Source organism: Parerythrobacter aurantius, assembly GCF_045291475.1.
Lineage (GTDB): Bacteria > Pseudomonadota > Alphaproteobacteria > Sphingomonadales > Sphingomonadaceae > Parerythrobacter > Parerythrobacter aurantius.
On sequence record NZ_CP147985.1, the window covers coordinates 2,439,672 to 2,452,607 of the forward strand.

13 protein-coding genes are annotated in these 12,936 nt (G+C 64.0%); 6 read left to right on the plus strand and 7 right to left on the minus strand.

Annotation, left to right across the window (positions count from 1 at the left end):
- Position 1 precedes the first annotated feature (1 nt).
- From WAB17_RS12130 to hrcA, 3 genes are read right to left on the minus strand one after another with little or no spacing between them, the layout of a single operon-like run.
- Positions 2-1,750 (minus strand): DUF885 domain-containing protein, encoded by a 1,749-nt coding sequence (locus WAB17_RS12130; protein WP_435417600.1) that lies wholly within the window; start codon positions 1,748-1,750, stop codon positions 2-4.
- Positions 1,747-2,334, minus strand: a complete 588-nt coding sequence (gene grpE, locus WAB17_RS12135) for a nucleotide exchange factor GrpE (RefSeq protein ID WP_435417601.1) — start codon at positions 2,332-2,334, stop codon at positions 1,747-1,749. Before grpE ends, WAB17_RS12130 begins: the two co-directional genes overlap by 4 nt.
- A 19-nt stretch (positions 2,335-2,353) precedes the next feature.
- Complete coding sequence (gene hrcA / locus WAB17_RS12140; protein ID WP_435417602.1) at positions 2,354-3,394, minus strand: heat-inducible transcriptional repressor HrcA; 1,041 nt, start codon at positions 3,392-3,394, stop codon at positions 2,354-2,356.
- Between the two features lie 82 nt (positions 3,395-3,476).
- Between hrcA and rph the strand changes: the two genes are divergently transcribed.
- The 4 genes from rph to WAB17_RS12160 are packed head-to-tail and all read left to right on the plus strand — an operon-like array spanning position 3,477 to position 6,872.
- Entirely contained in the window at positions 3,477-4,190 is a 714-nt protein-coding gene (gene rph / locus WAB17_RS12145; RefSeq protein WP_435417603.1) for a ribonuclease PH, read from the plus strand.
- Positions 4,187-4,816: an RdgB/HAM1 family non-canonical purine NTP pyrophosphatase gene (gene rdgB, locus WAB17_RS12150; protein WP_435417604.1), complete on the plus strand. Its 630-nt coding sequence runs from the start codon at positions 4,187-4,189 to the stop codon at positions 4,814-4,816. Before rph ends, rdgB begins: the two co-directional genes overlap by 4 nt.
- Positions 4,817-4,827: 11 nt before the next feature.
- Positions 4,828-5,979 carry a radical SAM family heme chaperone HemW gene (hemW, locus tag WAB17_RS12155; protein ID WP_435417605.1) on the plus strand — a complete coding sequence of 384 codons (1,152 nt, stop codon included), beginning with the start codon at positions 4,828-4,830 and terminating at the stop codon, positions 5,977-5,979.
- Positions 5,976-6,872 carry a tyrosine recombinase XerC gene (locus WAB17_RS12160; RefSeq protein WP_435417606.1) on the plus strand — a complete coding sequence of 299 codons (897 nt, stop codon included), beginning with the start codon at positions 5,976-5,978 and terminating at the stop codon, positions 6,870-6,872. Before hemW ends, WAB17_RS12160 begins: the two co-directional genes overlap by 4 nt.
- On the opposite strand, the gene WAB17_RS12165 is transcribed toward WAB17_RS12160, so the two are convergent.
- Genes WAB17_RS12165 through rsmI form a run of 4 tightly spaced genes read right to left on the minus strand, consistent with a single transcriptional unit; the run spans position 6,869 to position 9,674 of the window.
- On the minus strand, positions 6,869-7,474 hold the full coding sequence (locus WAB17_RS12165) for a DedA family protein (RefSeq protein WP_435417607.1): 606 nt from the start codon (positions 7,472-7,474) through the stop codon (positions 6,869-6,871). The genes WAB17_RS12160 and WAB17_RS12165 overlap by 4 nt on opposite strands.
- Positions 7,475-7,492: 18 nt before the next feature.
- Positions 7,493-8,452: a glutathione synthase gene (gshB, locus tag WAB17_RS12170; protein WP_435417608.1), complete on the minus strand. Its 960-nt coding sequence runs from the start codon at positions 8,450-8,452 to the stop codon at positions 7,493-7,495.
- An 8-nt stretch (positions 8,453-8,460) separates the two neighbouring features.
- Positions 8,461-8,811, minus strand: a complete 351-nt coding sequence (locus tag WAB17_RS12175; RefSeq protein WP_435417609.1) for a YraN family protein — start codon at positions 8,809-8,811, stop codon at positions 8,461-8,463.
- Positions 8,808-9,674: a 16S rRNA (cytidine(1402)-2'-O)-methyltransferase gene (gene rsmI, locus WAB17_RS12180; protein ID WP_435417610.1), complete on the minus strand. Its 867-nt coding sequence runs from the start codon at positions 9,672-9,674 to the stop codon at positions 8,808-8,810. The genes WAB17_RS12175 and rsmI overlap by 4 nt, the downstream gene beginning before the upstream one ends.
- Positions 9,675-9,700: 26 nt before the next feature.
- Here rsmI and WAB17_RS12185 point away from each other — a divergent pair, with 26 nt between their 5' ends.
- Both WAB17_RS12185 and parE read left to right on the plus strand, forming a co-directional pair.
- Positions 9,701-10,870 (plus strand): penicillin-binding protein activator, encoded by a 1,170-nt coding sequence (locus WAB17_RS12185; RefSeq protein ID WP_435417611.1) that lies wholly within the window; start codon positions 9,701-9,703, stop codon positions 10,868-10,870.
- A gap of 77 nt (positions 10,871-10,947) precedes the next feature.
- Positions 10,948-12,924 (plus strand): DNA topoisomerase IV subunit B, encoded by a 1,977-nt coding sequence (gene parE, locus WAB17_RS12190; protein WP_435417612.1) that lies wholly within the window; start codon positions 10,948-10,950, stop codon positions 12,922-12,924.
- Positions 12,925-12,936: the final 12 nt, after the last annotated feature.

A 12,936-nucleotide genomic window follows, 5' to 3' on the forward strand; every position in this document is an offset into this window, starting at 1 on the left:
GTTAGTATTTCACCCCGTCCAGCCCCTGCCCACCATCGGTAATGAAGGCGTCGATGCGCTCCTCCAGTACTGGCAGAGGTACCGAGCCCAGCGACAGGACGACATCGTGGAACTTGCGGATGTCGAACTTGTCGCCGAGTTCTGCCTCCGCCTTCCCGCGTACCCGGCGCATGGTCATCTCGCCGAGCTTGTAGGCCAGTGCCTGGCCGGGCCAGCTGATGTAACGATCCACTTCGGTATTGACCTCATGGGTCGATAGGGCGGTGCGGGTGGCGAGATAGTCGACCGCCTGCTCGCGGCTCCAGCCATAGTGGTGGATGCCGGTATCGATCACCAGCCGCACTGCCCGCCACATCTCGTAGCTGAGCTGGCCGAACCTCTCGTATGGCGTGCGATAAATGCCCATCTCGTTGCCGAGATATTCGACATACAGCCCCCAGCCTTCGCCGAAGCCGCTGAAATAGGTCCGGCGGCGGAATTCGGCGGCGGCGGGCTGCTCGTTGGCGACTGCGGCTTGGAAGCTGTGGCCCGGCGCGCATTCGTGCAGGGTCAGCGCGGGAATATTGTACAGCGGCCTTGAGGGCAGGTCGTAGGTATTCATCTGGCAGGCGACGTAGCCGCCCCGACCGGCGGTGTAGAACGGCGCTATCGCCGGATCGACCTCGACGATGGAGAAGCGGTGGCGCGGCAGGAAGCCGAAGTACTGCGCCAGCTTGCCGTCGACCCGTTTTGCTGCGTAGGAAGCGACGCCCATCAGTTCGTCAGGCGTGCGGGCGACGAATTGCGGGTCCGAGCGGAGGAACTGGACAAACTCGGCCAGCGAGCCGTCGAAGCCCGCCTCCGTTTTCACCTTTTCCATTTCGGCGGTAATGCGCGCCACTTCCGCGAGGCCGATTTCGTGGATCTGTTCTGCAGAAAGATCGAGCGTCGTGTACTGCCGGATCTGCTGGGCGTAGTAGTCCGCGCCGTCAGGCATCACGCTTGCGGCCAGAGTCTCTCGAGCGCGGGGACGATATTCCTCGCGAAAGAATGCGAGCAGTCTTGTGTAGGCTGGAGTGACCGCATTTTCGATGGCGGCCTTGCCGGCAGCTTTCAACCGGTTTGCCTCTGAAGGCGGGATCGCAGCGGGCATCCGGGCGAACGGAACCCAGAACGGGCTATCCTCTGCGGACTCGGTCACATAGGCCGCGAGCGATACATCGCGACCTGCCAGCGTAACCTGCGGGACAGAAAATCCGCGAGCGAGGCCGCTACGAGCGTTGGCGATGTTCTCGTCGAAATATCGCGGCACATCGTTGAGCCGGGCGAGATAGCTTTCGTACTCGGCAATGGTCGTCAGCGCGCCGCGAGGGGCCAGATAGCTCCAGAAGTTGTTGTCGCTGTCGAAAGGCATCTCCCATTCGCGGAACCGGGCATTTCCGATTTCTTCCTGCAGCAATGTGCGCAACACGGCTGCATCGATCTTTGCCTTTGCCGACAGCTCCTCCGGTGCCACTGCTTCCAGCTGCCTCAGCAGCTCTGCGGATCGCTCCGCATTCGCCTGCATCGCTGCCGGAGTAACGTCGGGCAGCTTTCCCGAGTACACCAATGAGCCGCCTTCCCCGATCGCGGCCCCTTCGCGGAGCGCACTGTTCTTGCGATACTGCTCCGCCAGGGCTTGGAGGACCTGGTCGGCGCTATCCTGGGCGAGGAGGGGCTGAGGAAAAGCGGCCAGCCCCAACACCAATGCGCCTAGGATACGCCGCATCATTCGGGCTTCTTGGCAACGCCGACCATGGCCGGGCGCAACAGTCGGTCCTTGATCATATAGCCGGCCTGCATCTCCTGAACGATGGTGCCCGGTTCGGCATCGGTCGTGGGGATTTCCATCATCGCCTGGTGCTGGTTGGGATCGAGCGGCAGGCCCATGGCAGCGATACGGGTCACGCCATGTTGGCCGAACACCTTGTCGATTTCGCGCTGGGTCGCTTCGATCCCGGCGACGAGACCCTTGAACTTCTCGTCGTCGCGCAATTCCTGCGGGATCGAGTCGATCGCACGGCCGAGATTGTCGGCCACCGACAAAATGTCGCGGGCGAAACCGGTTGCGGCATAGGCGCGCGCGTCCTGGATGTCCTTCTCCATCCGACGGCGCACGTTCTGCGTGTCGGCCTTGGCGTAGAGAACTTCCTGTTTTGCCGCTTCGAGGTCGCTCTTGAGCTGGGCGATGGCGTCCGACAGGCTTTCGCCCTCATCTTCGCTGCCACCCTCGCGAAGATGCTCGGGCACGCCCTCCAGTTCGCGTTCAACTTCTGCGTCAGCCGCAGTGTCCTGCTTCTTGGTATCTTCGATCATTGTTCTGAGATTTTTCCGGTTAACCGATGAGTTTGCCCAGCGAACGGGCCGTGAAATCCACCATGGGGACAACGCGCGCGTAATTCAACCGAGTCGGGCCGATCACCCCCAGCACGCCGACAACCCTGCCCTCGCGGTCGCGATAGGGCGAGGCGATCACGGAGGAGCCCGACAAGGCGAAGAGCCGGTTCTCGCTGCCGATAAAGATACGGGTCGCCTGTGCCTCTCGCGCGGTTTCCAGAAGTTCGGCCACTGACTGCTTGTTTTCGAGATCGTCGAGCAGCGAGCGGACCCGTTCCATATCCTCCAGCGCGCTGGTGTCGAGCAGGTTCGCCTGCCCGCGCACGATCAATAACGGACGCTTGGCTGTGTCTTCGGTCCAGACCGCAAGACCCCGTTCGACGAGGTCCTGGCTGGCTTTGTCGAGCGCCGATTTGCCCGCCGCGATCTCCTGCCGCATCGCCGCGCTGGCCTCGGCAAGGGTGCGGCCCATTAGCCGAGCGGTGATGTAGTTGCTGACCTGCTCCAGCAGGTGCGCGGGCGTATCCCCGACCTCGATCACGCGGTTCTCGACCCCGCCGTCCTCACCCACCAATACCGCCAGCGCCCTGCCCTGCCCCAAGGGAACCAGCGTGATCTGCGCCAGCCGCGGCTCGCGGCTCGGCACCATCACCATGCCGGCCGCTCCGCTGAGATCGGAGAGCATGGCACTGGTGGCCTCCAGCGCCTGTTCGATCGGGCCGGACTTCTCCAGCCGCGCCTCGATTGCTTCGCGCTCGGCGCGCGTAGGTTCTGCGACCTGCATCATGCCGTCGACGAAGAGCCTGAGGCCTGTCTCGGTTGGCAAACGGCCCGCGCTGGTATGTGGCGCGGCGAGCAGTCCGACCGCCTCCAGGTCCGCCAGCACCGACCGGATCGATGCAGGGGACAGGTTGAGCGACTGGTCCTGCGCCAGCGTCTTCGACCCGACCGGCTGCCCGCTTTCCAGATATCCCTCTACAACGAGCTGGAAAATCGCTCGGGCGCGGTCGGTCAATTCGGTGACGGGCGGTGTGGCCATGACCATCTATCTAGCGCCTGCCCTTGCAGCCTCAAGGTCTCTCGGCCAAACGGCCATCCAGCGACTCCATGAAAGGACTTCCATGCGACCTTCCGGACGCGCGCCCGACGAGATGCGCGCTATCACTATCGAGACCGGCTTTACCAAACATGCCGAGGGTTCCTGCCTTATCAGTTTTGGCGATACCCGCGTGCTGTGCACCGCCAGTATCGAAGAACGCCTGCCGCCATGGCTGCGCGGCAAGGGTCAGGGCTGGGTTACCGGCGAATACTCGATGCTCCCGCGCGCCACGCACACCCGCGGTGACCGCGAAGCGGCGCGCGGCAAGCAGTCGGGCCGGACGCAGGAAATCCAGCGGCTGATCGGTCGCAGTTTGCGCGCCGTGGTCGACATGAAGAAGCTAGGAGAGCGGCAGATCACGCTCGATTGCGACGTGATCCAGGCTGATGGCGGGACGCGTACGGCATCGATCAGCGGCGCGTGGGTGGCGCTGCGGCTCGCGGTCAACAAGCTGATGGCCGAAGGCGCGATCAAGGATGATCCGATCTCCGCCAAGATCGCCGCGATCAGCTGTGGCATCTATTCGGGGACACCCGTCCTCGATCTCGATTACGCGGAGGATTCGAATGCCGACGCGGATGCCAATTTCGTCCTGATCGAAGGCGGCCAGATCGCCGAGGCACAGGCCACGGCCGAAGGTGCGACCTATGACGAGGAAGGCCTGCTGCGCCTGCTTCGCTTGGCCCAGATCGGCTGCGCGCAGATCTTCAAGGCCCAGGATTCCGCCACAAAATGACCCGCCGTCTCGGTTCCGGCTCGCTTGTGATCGCCACGCACAATGCGGGCAAGCTGAAGGAAATCTCGGCGCTTCTCGAGCCTTACGGGGTCAAGTGCATCAGCGCCGGATCGCTCGGACTGCCGGAGCCGGCCGAGACCGGGACGACCTTCGCCCAGAACGCGCTGATCAAGGCACGGGCAGCGGCCGAAGCATCGGGTCTGACGGCGCTCGCCGACGATAGCGGCCTGTCCGTCGAGGCGCTGGGCGGACGACCAGGGGTCTACACCGCCGACTGGGCCGAGCGCCAGTGGTTTGAAGGCAATCCGGGCCGTGACTGGTATATGGCGATGGGCAAGGTCGAAGGGATGCTGCAACAGCTCGGCGCCGAGACTGATCGCAAGGCAGCGTTTCACTGCGTGCTGGCGATCGCCTGGCCCGATGGCGAGCACGCCATTTACGAAGGGACCTGCACGGGATCGCTCACCTGGCCCCCGCGTGGGACATTGGGTTTCGGCTACGATCCGGTGTTCGTGCCCAATAACAGCGAACTGACCTTCGCCGAGATCGACCCTGAGCAGAAGCATGCCATCAGCCACCGCGCCGATGCTTTTGCGAAGCTGGTCGCGGAGCAGTTCGGCGGCTAAGGTCCCCGCCCATGGCCCGCGCGCTCTACATCCACTGGCCGTTCTGCACCCGCAAATGCCCTTATTGCGACTTCAATAGCCATGTCCGCGCCAGCGTGGATCATGCACTGTGGGAGCGCGCCTTGCTGGCGGACATGCGCCACGAGGCCGCGCTGGCAGGCGGCGAGGCGCTCCATTCGATCTTCTTTGGCGGCGGCACGCCTTCGCTGATGCCCCCTGCCCTCGTGGCGTCATTGCTGCGCGAGGCCGAACGCCTGTGGGGCTTCTCGCCCGATATCGAGATCACGCTCGAAGCGAACCCGTCGTCGGTGGAAGCAGCGAATTTCGCCGATCTGGCGGCCGCCGGTGTCAATCGCGTTTCGCTCGGCGTGCAGGCGCTGAATGACGAAATGCTGAGGTTTCTCGGCCGTCTTCACGGGGCTGGCGAGGCTCTGGCGGCGCTCGAAACCGCCCAGCAGGCGTTCCGCCGTGTCAGCTTCGACCTGATCTACGCGCGGCCCGGCCAGACAGTGGCGCAGTGGCAGGAGGAACTCGACCGGGCCCTAAGCTTCGGCACCTCGCATCTGTCGCTTTACCAGCTGACGATCGAGGCCGGGACCCGCTTCGCCACCGACGTGCGGCAAGGTACCTTCGTTCCTCTAGACGACGATCCGGCGGTCGACCTTTTCGCTCTCACGCAGGAAATGACTGCCGCAGCCGGGCTTTCCGCCTACGAGGTCAGCAATCATGCGCGCTCAGGCGAGGAAAGTCGCCACAATCTGACGTACTGGCGGTACGAAGATTACTGCGGCATCGGCCCGGGTGCACATGGCAGGCGTGGCGGCATTGCCACCACCCGCCACAAGAAGCCCGAGAATTGGCTGGCAGCGGTCGATGTGCAGCGCCATGGTGCGCAGGAAGAACGCACCTTGTCCGTCAGCGAGCAAGCCTCTGAAGCGCTCATGATGGGGCTGCGTCTGGCGGAAGGCGTTGACCTCGCGCTGATGTCGCAACGCTTTGCCTTGGCGGAATCCGCGCTCATCGATTTTGAGCGGGTGGAGTTCTACGAGCGCCTCGGGATGGTACGTAGAAACACGTCGCACCTCACGGTCACCGCGCGCGGCATGCCGCTTCTGGACGGCTTGTTGGCCGAACTGGTCGCGTCGGAGCTCGTGCTGGCATGAGCAGCACCCTGTTGCTCGACCAATGGCAGAAATATCTTGCCGACGAGCGGCGACGTTCTCCGCACACGGTACGGGCCTACCATCGGGCCGCTGAACGGCTGCTCCTGGCGCGAAATCTTGCAAATTGGCTGGAGGTGGCCAGCCTTGATGCGGGAACGCTTCGCCGACATCTCGCCCATCGCCGGTCAGAGGGCCTTGGCAACGCATCGGCAGCGCGTGAACTCTCGGCGCTGAAGGCTTTCATCGGCTATGCGCGCCTTCAGGCAGGCCGGCAGGACCTCGCCCCGCCACGCTTGCGCGGACCACGTGTCAAGAAAGGCCTGCCCCGACCCGTGACTCCCGACGAAGCGGTCAATCTGGCCGATCTTGTCGCCGCCAATGCTTCGGAGGATTGGATCGGGAAGCGAGATCGCGCGGTGCTGCTGCTGCTTTACGGCGCAGGATTGCGCATCGCAGAGGCACTGTCGCTTGAGGGTTCCGCATTCCCGCTTGGCGATCGGCTGGTGGTGACCGGCAAAGGCGGCAAGCAGCGCGTCGTGCCGATCCTGCCGATTATCCGCGACGCCGTGGCGGATTATGTATCCGCCTGTCCCTGGCCGCTCCATGGTACGCGACCGCTCTTCATGGGCGCAAAGGGCGGGCGTTTGTCGGCCGGGCTCGTCCAGAAGGCGACGGCGCACGCGCGCCGGGCCCTGGGTTTGCCGGAAACTGCAACGCCCCATGCGCTGCGCCACAGTTTCGCGACGCATCTGCTGGGCGCTGGAGCCGACCTCAGGAGTCTTCAGGAATTGCTCGGCCACGCGAGCCTTGGCTCGACGCAGATTTATACGAAGGTTGACGCGGCGACGCTGCTCGACAGCTATCGCGACGCCCATCCCCGGGAGCGAGGCTAGCGATCCGAACGCGGTTTCCAAGTTGCGACACGCCAGACGTAGGCCAGGACCGCGACGATCGTAAGTGCGATGATGATCCAGCCGAGTACATCCTGTGACTGTTCCAGCCAGCGTGAGAGCAGTTGTCCCCCTGCGATCAAAGCTGCATTCCATATCAGCGATCCGGCAAAGGTGAAAAACAGGAAGCGCGACAGGCGCATGTGAGCAAGGCCCGCAGGGAGCGAGATGATCGTTCGAAGCAGGGGCGAGAATCGCAACAGGAATATCACCCAGTCACCCCACTTGTTGAAGAAGAGGATCGCCCGCTCGATGTCCTCCCATTCCAGGGTGAGCCAGCGGCCCCAGCGATCCACGAAAGGTTGCAGCCGGCGGTATCCGAAGCGATTGCCGAGCCAATACCAGAAATAGTTGCCGGCCGTGGTGCCGACGGTGGCAATCAAGAGAAGGGGCCAGAACTGCATCTCGCCGCGCGCAACCAGAATGCCGCCGATCCCCATGATGACTTCGGAAGGGACGGGCGGAAAAATGTTCTCCAGCGCCATCAGCACGAAGATGCCCAGATAGCCTCCCCGCGCAATTGTCTCGACGATCAGGTCACCCATCGATCGATTGTCCGGCGTTCAGGAACGCATGGCGGCATGGCGAGACTCGAATGCGTCCCATAGCCGTGCCGGAGTATCCGTGCCGTTGAAACGATCGATTGCCACAATCCCGGTCGGCGAGGTCACGTTGATTTCGGTGAGGTACCTGCCGCCGATCACATCGATGCCGACAAAGACAAGCCCGCGACGCTTGAGCTCCGGACCCATTGCCGCGCAAATCGCTTCCTCGTGTGCGGACAGGTCTGCCGCTTCGGCATAGCCGCCTTGCGCAAGATTGGACCGAAACTCGCCTTCGCCCGGTTTGCGGTTGATTGCCCCGGCGAACTCGCCATCGACCAGCACGATGCGCTTGTCGCCTTCTGCCACCTCGGGAAGGAAGGGCTGTACCATGTGCGGTTCGGGCCAGGTCTGGTTGAAAACCTCGCTCAGCGCCGACAGGTTGCCGCCATCTTCTTCGACCTTGAAAATCGCCTTCCCGCCATTGCCGTGCAAAGGCTTGACGACCACGGCGCCGTGCTTGCGCTGGAAATCACGAATATCCTCGAGGTCGCGCGCAATCAGCGTGGGCGGCATGAAACGGGCGAAGTCGAGAACGAACATCTTTTCCGGCGCGTTCACGACTTCCCGCGGGTCGTTCATCACCAGGGTGACGCCGTTGAGGCGGTCCAGCAGGAGTGCCGACGAAATGTAACCGAGGTGAAACGGCGGATCCTGCCGCATCAGCACGATGTCGATATCCTTGCCGAGATCGATCCGGCGCCTTTCGCCCATGCTGAAATGATCGCCTTCCACCCGCTGGACGCGAACCGGTGCGGCGTGGGCGGTGATGCGCCCGTCTTCGTAGGCAAGCGACGCTACGTCATAATGCCAGACGGCATGCCCCCGCGCCTGCGCAGCGAGCATCAGGGCGAAGCTCGAATCCCCGGCGATATTGATGCTTTCGAGCGGATCCATCTGGACCGCGACGCGCAACGACATGTCAGCTCCTATGGTTGCCAGGCGTTGGCGATGTGGCGCGGGAAGCAGCCCGGCGCAAGAAGGATGACATCGATACGGATATCTTCCCCATTCGTTGCAAAGTCATGGGCAACGGCCTGCGTTGCTGCGGCAACGCGTGACAGGCGCCGCTCGTCTATGGCGTGATCCAGTTCCGACCGGTCCTTTCGCCATTTGACCTCGATGAAGGAAACAAGCTTTCCGCGCCTTGCGATGAGGTCAATTTCGCCCAGCGGGGTCTTCAAGCGTTCCGCGAGAATGGACCAGCCCTTGGCTCTGAGCCAGAGCGCGGCAAGTCTTTCACCTTCGCGGCCGCTGCGTTCGGCCCGCTGTCGCTTCACGGCTTCAGTTCCATTGCCTTGACGTAGAGTGCCTTCCTGTCGAGCCCCGTTTCCCTGGCGACAAGGGCGGCGGCTTGCGACGGTTTCATCGTCGAAAGCGCCTCCCGCAAGAGAACGTCCGGGTCCCTGCGCGGTTCTGGCGCGGCAGGTGGACCGACCATCAGGACGATTTCGCCCTTCGGAGGATTGGCATCGTACCAGGCCATCAGCCCCGCCCCCAAACCGCGGCGGCATTCTTCGTGCAGCTTCGTGATTTCGCGCGCTACGGCGATCTCGCGATGGGGAAGGATGTCGTCGATGGCAGCCAGGCTTTTCACAAGTCTCGGCCCGGTCTCGTAGAAAATGAGACTCGAACGAACGTCGGCCAGTTCCAGCAACACATCGCGGCGAGCTTTGTCCTTGGCGGGAAGGAAGCCGGCGAACAGGAACCGGTCGTTCGGCAGGCCAGACAGGGTAAGGCCGGCGATCGCTGCACAGGCGCCGGGGACGGTTGTCACCGCATAGCCCAGATCCCTTACCTCGCGCACCAGGCGATAGCCGGGATCCGAAACGAGCGGTGTACCCGCATCGCTGACAAGGGCGATGGCTTTGGTACCGCACTGTTGCGCCATGTGCGCGCTTGCCGCCGCCTCGCCGTGATCGTCGTAACGCCACAGCTGCTTGCTGATCCCGAGATGTTTCAGAAGCTTTCCCGTAACGCGGGTGTCCTCGCACGCGACGGCATCGCAACGGCTGAGCGTATCGATGGCCCGGAGTGTTACATCGCCAAGATTGCCAATGGGCGTGGCGACTATATAGAGGCCGGGACCGAGGCGTTCGCCCTTCGGCGCGGTGGACGGATCGCTTTGCACGCGGCAAGGCATGGACAGAAGTTACGGGAGTCGCAAGCATGATGGGCTGGAAATCCGGTTGGCGCTGGCTGACATTGATGGCTGCAGGCCTGCTCGTCGCGGGGTGCCAGGTCGTCCCGAAGGCACCGGATGTTACCACTGACCCGGTCATAACCCGGCCCGACGAGACACCGGTCGATACGGCCCTGCCGACGGACGGAGAGCGCCACCGCATTGCCTTGCTGGTTCCCCTGACCGGCGAGAATGGAAGGGTGGGCCAGTCCATCGCGAATGCCACCACCATGGCGCTGCTGGACACCAACGCCTCCAACCTGCGGATCACGACTTACGACACGGCCGGGGATGCGCGCGCTGCCGCCCGCCAGGCCGTGGCCGACGGGAACAAGCTGATCCTGGGGCCCCTGCTGGCGGAAACCGTGCCCGCGGTCCTTGCCGAAGCACGGCCTGCACGGGTGCCCGTGATTTCATACTCAAATGACGAGAGCGTCGCATCGCCCGATGCCTTGGTCATGGGGCACCTCCCGGCCCAGTCGATTGCGCGCTCGATCGCATTTGCCAAGTCACGCGGCGCAAAGAGCGTTGCTGCCATCGTACCGGACGGCGAATACGGCCGTCGCGCCGAACTGGCTTTCACGACCGCGCTTCGCGACAGCGGGCTTGCGCTGTCCGGTATCGAACGGTTCGACCGCGGCAACACCTCGATCGTCAGCGCCAGCGAGCGGTTGCGCCAGCGTGGCGGATTCGACACCGTGCTGGTCGCCGACGGAGCGCGTCTGTTCATCCAGTCTGCGAATGTCCTGCGCCCCGGTGGCAGGGGTACGACCCAGCTGCTGGGAACGGAACTGCTGAGCGGTGAAGGCTCGATCACGCAGGCTGCATCCGCCCGCGGTGCCTTGTTCGCGGCGGTTTCCGATGCGCGCTTCAAGCGCTTCGCCGATAGCTACAACACCCGCTTCGGAAGCCAGCCGTTCCGCATTGCCACCTTGGGCTACGACAGTGTCCTGCTCGCGCTTCGCGTCGCCCGCGACTGGAAGATCGGCAGCAGTTTCCCGACGGGCAAGCTTTTCGCTGACGACGGTTTCCTGGGGCTGGACGGTGCCTTCCGGTTCAAGCCGAACGGTGTGGTGGACCGGGCGATGGAGGTGCGCGAGGTCCGCAGCGGCGAGGTAGTGATCCTCGATCCCGCGCCGGCGAAGTTCGTCGAATAGGCCTGCAAGCGGACGCACTGCGCAAAACGCTCGCGCCCCGCTTGTGAGCGGCATCCCGCCCCTCCTATAGCCGGACCATGTCAGACGATCTGTTCGAAAACACCCCCGCCTCGAGCGGCGATTACGATAGTTCCTCGATCGAGGTCCTCGAAGGGCTCGAGCCGGTGCGCCGTCGCCCAGGCATGTATATCGGGGGGACGGACGACCGGGCGCTGCATCACCTCGTCGCCGAGGTACTCGACAATGCCATGGATGAGGCAGTCGCCGGCCATGCGACGCGCATCGAACTGCGGCTGGACGAAGGCAATACCGTCTCCGTCACCGACAACGGGCGCGGCATCCCGGTCGACGAGCATCCCAAGTTCCCCGGCAAGTCCACGCTGGAAGTGATCCTTTCCACCCTGCATTCGGGCGGCAAGTTCTCGGGCAAGGCCTACGCCACTTCCGGCGGGCTCCACGGCGTCGGCGTGAGCGTCGTCAACGCCCTATCGAGCCACACCCGAGTGGAGGTCGCGCGCGACCGGCAGCTTTACGCGCAGGAATTCTCGAGGGGGGTCACGCAGGGGAAGATCCAGCAGCTCGGACCGACCCCGAACCGCCGCGGGACGACGGTCACCTTCACGCCCGATACGGAAATCTTCGGCGAGCGGGATTTCAAGCCGGCGAGGCTGTTCAAGCTGGCACGCTCGAAAGCCTACCTCTTTGCGGGGGTGGAAATCCGCTGGAGATGTGCTCCTTCGCTCGCCAGCGAGGACGTGCCCGAGGAAGCGGTCTTCAAGTTCCCCGGCGGCCTTGCCGACCATCTGCGCGAACAGGTCGGCGCGCGCGAATGTGTGACGGCCGATCCCTTCACCGGGCGGCAGGATTTCCCTGACGAACAGGGCCGCGTCGAATGGGCCATCGCCTGGCCGCTGTGGTCCGACGGGTCGACCAGCTGGTACTGCAATACCGTGCCGACGCCCGATGGCGGAACGCACGAGCAGGGCCTGCGCACCGCCCTCACCCGCGCGCTGCGGGCCTTCGGCGAGCTTACCGGCCAGAAGAAAGCCAAGGATCTTTCCGCTGACGACGTGATGACGGGCGCCGAGATCATGCTCAGCGTCTTCATCCGCGATCCGCAGTTCCAGAGCCAGACCAAGGACCGGCTGACCAGCCCCGAGGCCGCCCGACTGGTCGAGAACGCGGTGCGCGACCATTTCGATCACTTCCTGTCGGACAACATGGACCGCGGCCGCGCCCTGCTCGCCAGCGTCATGGAGCGGATGGACGAGCGCCTGCGCCGCAAGGCCGAGCGCGAGGTCAAGCGCAAGACCGCCACCAACGCCAAGAAGCTGCGCCTGCCCGGCAAGCTCACCGATTGCAGCGGCGAAGGCGACGGCGAGACCGAACTGTTCATCGTCGAAGGCGACAGCGCCGGCGGCAGCGCCAAGCAGGCGCGGAACCGCAAGACGCAGGCGATCCTGCCGATCCGCGGCAAGATCCTGAACGTCGCCAGCGCCACCGCCGACAAGATCCGCGCCAACCAGGAAATCGCCGACTTGGCGCTCGCCCTCGGTTGCGGGATGCGCAAGGACTGCGACCCGGAGAATCTGCGCTACGACCGCATCATCATCATGACCGACGCGGACGTGGACGGCGCGCATATCGCGACGTTGCTGATGACGTTCTTCTTCCAGGAAATGCCCGAGATCGTCCGCAACGGGCATCTCTACCTCGCCCAGCCTCCGCTCTACCGGCTCACCGCCGGCAAGGAGAGCGCCTACGCCCGCGACGATGCACACCGGGCGGAGCTGGAGGCGAAGCAGTTCAAGGGCAAGAAGGTCGAGGTCGCCCGCTTCAAGGGCCTCGGCGAAATGAACCCGCAGCAACTGCGCGAAACCACCATGGCGCCCGAAAGCCGCTCGCTTATCCGTATCACCCTGCCGCACGAACACGAACAGCGCCACGCGATCAAGGAACTGGTCGACCGCCTGATGGGCCGCAACCCGGAACACCGGTTCAACTTCATCCAGAACCGTGCCGGCGAAGTCGATCGAGACCTGATCGACGCCTGAGGCAGACAAGCA

Excerpts from the sequence above, each read along its gene's own strand:
- gshB (WP_435417608.1), bottom strand. The coding sequence starts at position 8,452 with ATGTCGTTGCGCGTCGCGGTCCAGATGGATCCGCTCGAAAGCATCAAT.
- WAB17_RS12130 (WP_435417600.1), bottom strand. The coding sequence starts at position 1,750 with ATGATGCGGCGTATCCTAGGCGCATTGGTGTTGGGGCTGGCCGCTTTT.
- rph (WP_435417603.1), top strand. The coding sequence starts at position 3,477 with ATGCGACCTTCCGGACGCGCGCCCGACGAGATGCGCGCTATCACTATC.
- hemW (WP_435417605.1), top strand. The coding sequence starts at position 4,828 with ATGGCCCGCGCGCTCTACATCCACTGGCCGTTCTGCACCCGCAAATGC.
- WAB17_RS12160 (WP_435417606.1), top strand. The coding sequence starts at position 5,976 with ATGAGCAGCACCCTGTTGCTCGACCAATGGCAGAAATATCTTGCCGAC.
- WAB17_RS12185 (WP_435417611.1), top strand. The coding sequence starts at position 9,701 with ATGATGGGCTGGAAATCCGGTTGGCGCTGGCTGACATTGATGGCTGCA.
- parE (WP_435417612.1), top strand. The coding sequence starts at position 10,948 with ATGTCAGACGATCTGTTCGAAAACACCCCCGCCTCGAGCGGCGATTAC.
- grpE (WP_435417601.1), bottom strand. The coding sequence starts at position 2,334 with ATGATCGAAGATACCAAGAAGCAGGACACTGCGGCTGACGCAGAAGTT.
- WAB17_RS12165 (WP_435417607.1), bottom strand. The coding sequence starts at position 7,474 with ATGGGTGACCTGATCGTCGAGACAATTGCGCGGGGAGGCTATCTGGGC.
- hrcA (WP_435417602.1), bottom strand. The coding sequence starts at position 3,394 with ATGGCCACACCGCCCGTCACCGAATTGACCGACCGCGCCCGAGCGATT.
- rdgB (WP_435417604.1), top strand. The coding sequence starts at position 4,187 with ATGACCCGCCGTCTCGGTTCCGGCTCGCTTGTGATCGCCACGCACAAT.
- rsmI (WP_435417610.1), bottom strand. The coding sequence starts at position 9,674 with ATGCCTTGCCGCGTGCAAAGCGATCCGTCCACCGCGCCGAAGGGCGAA.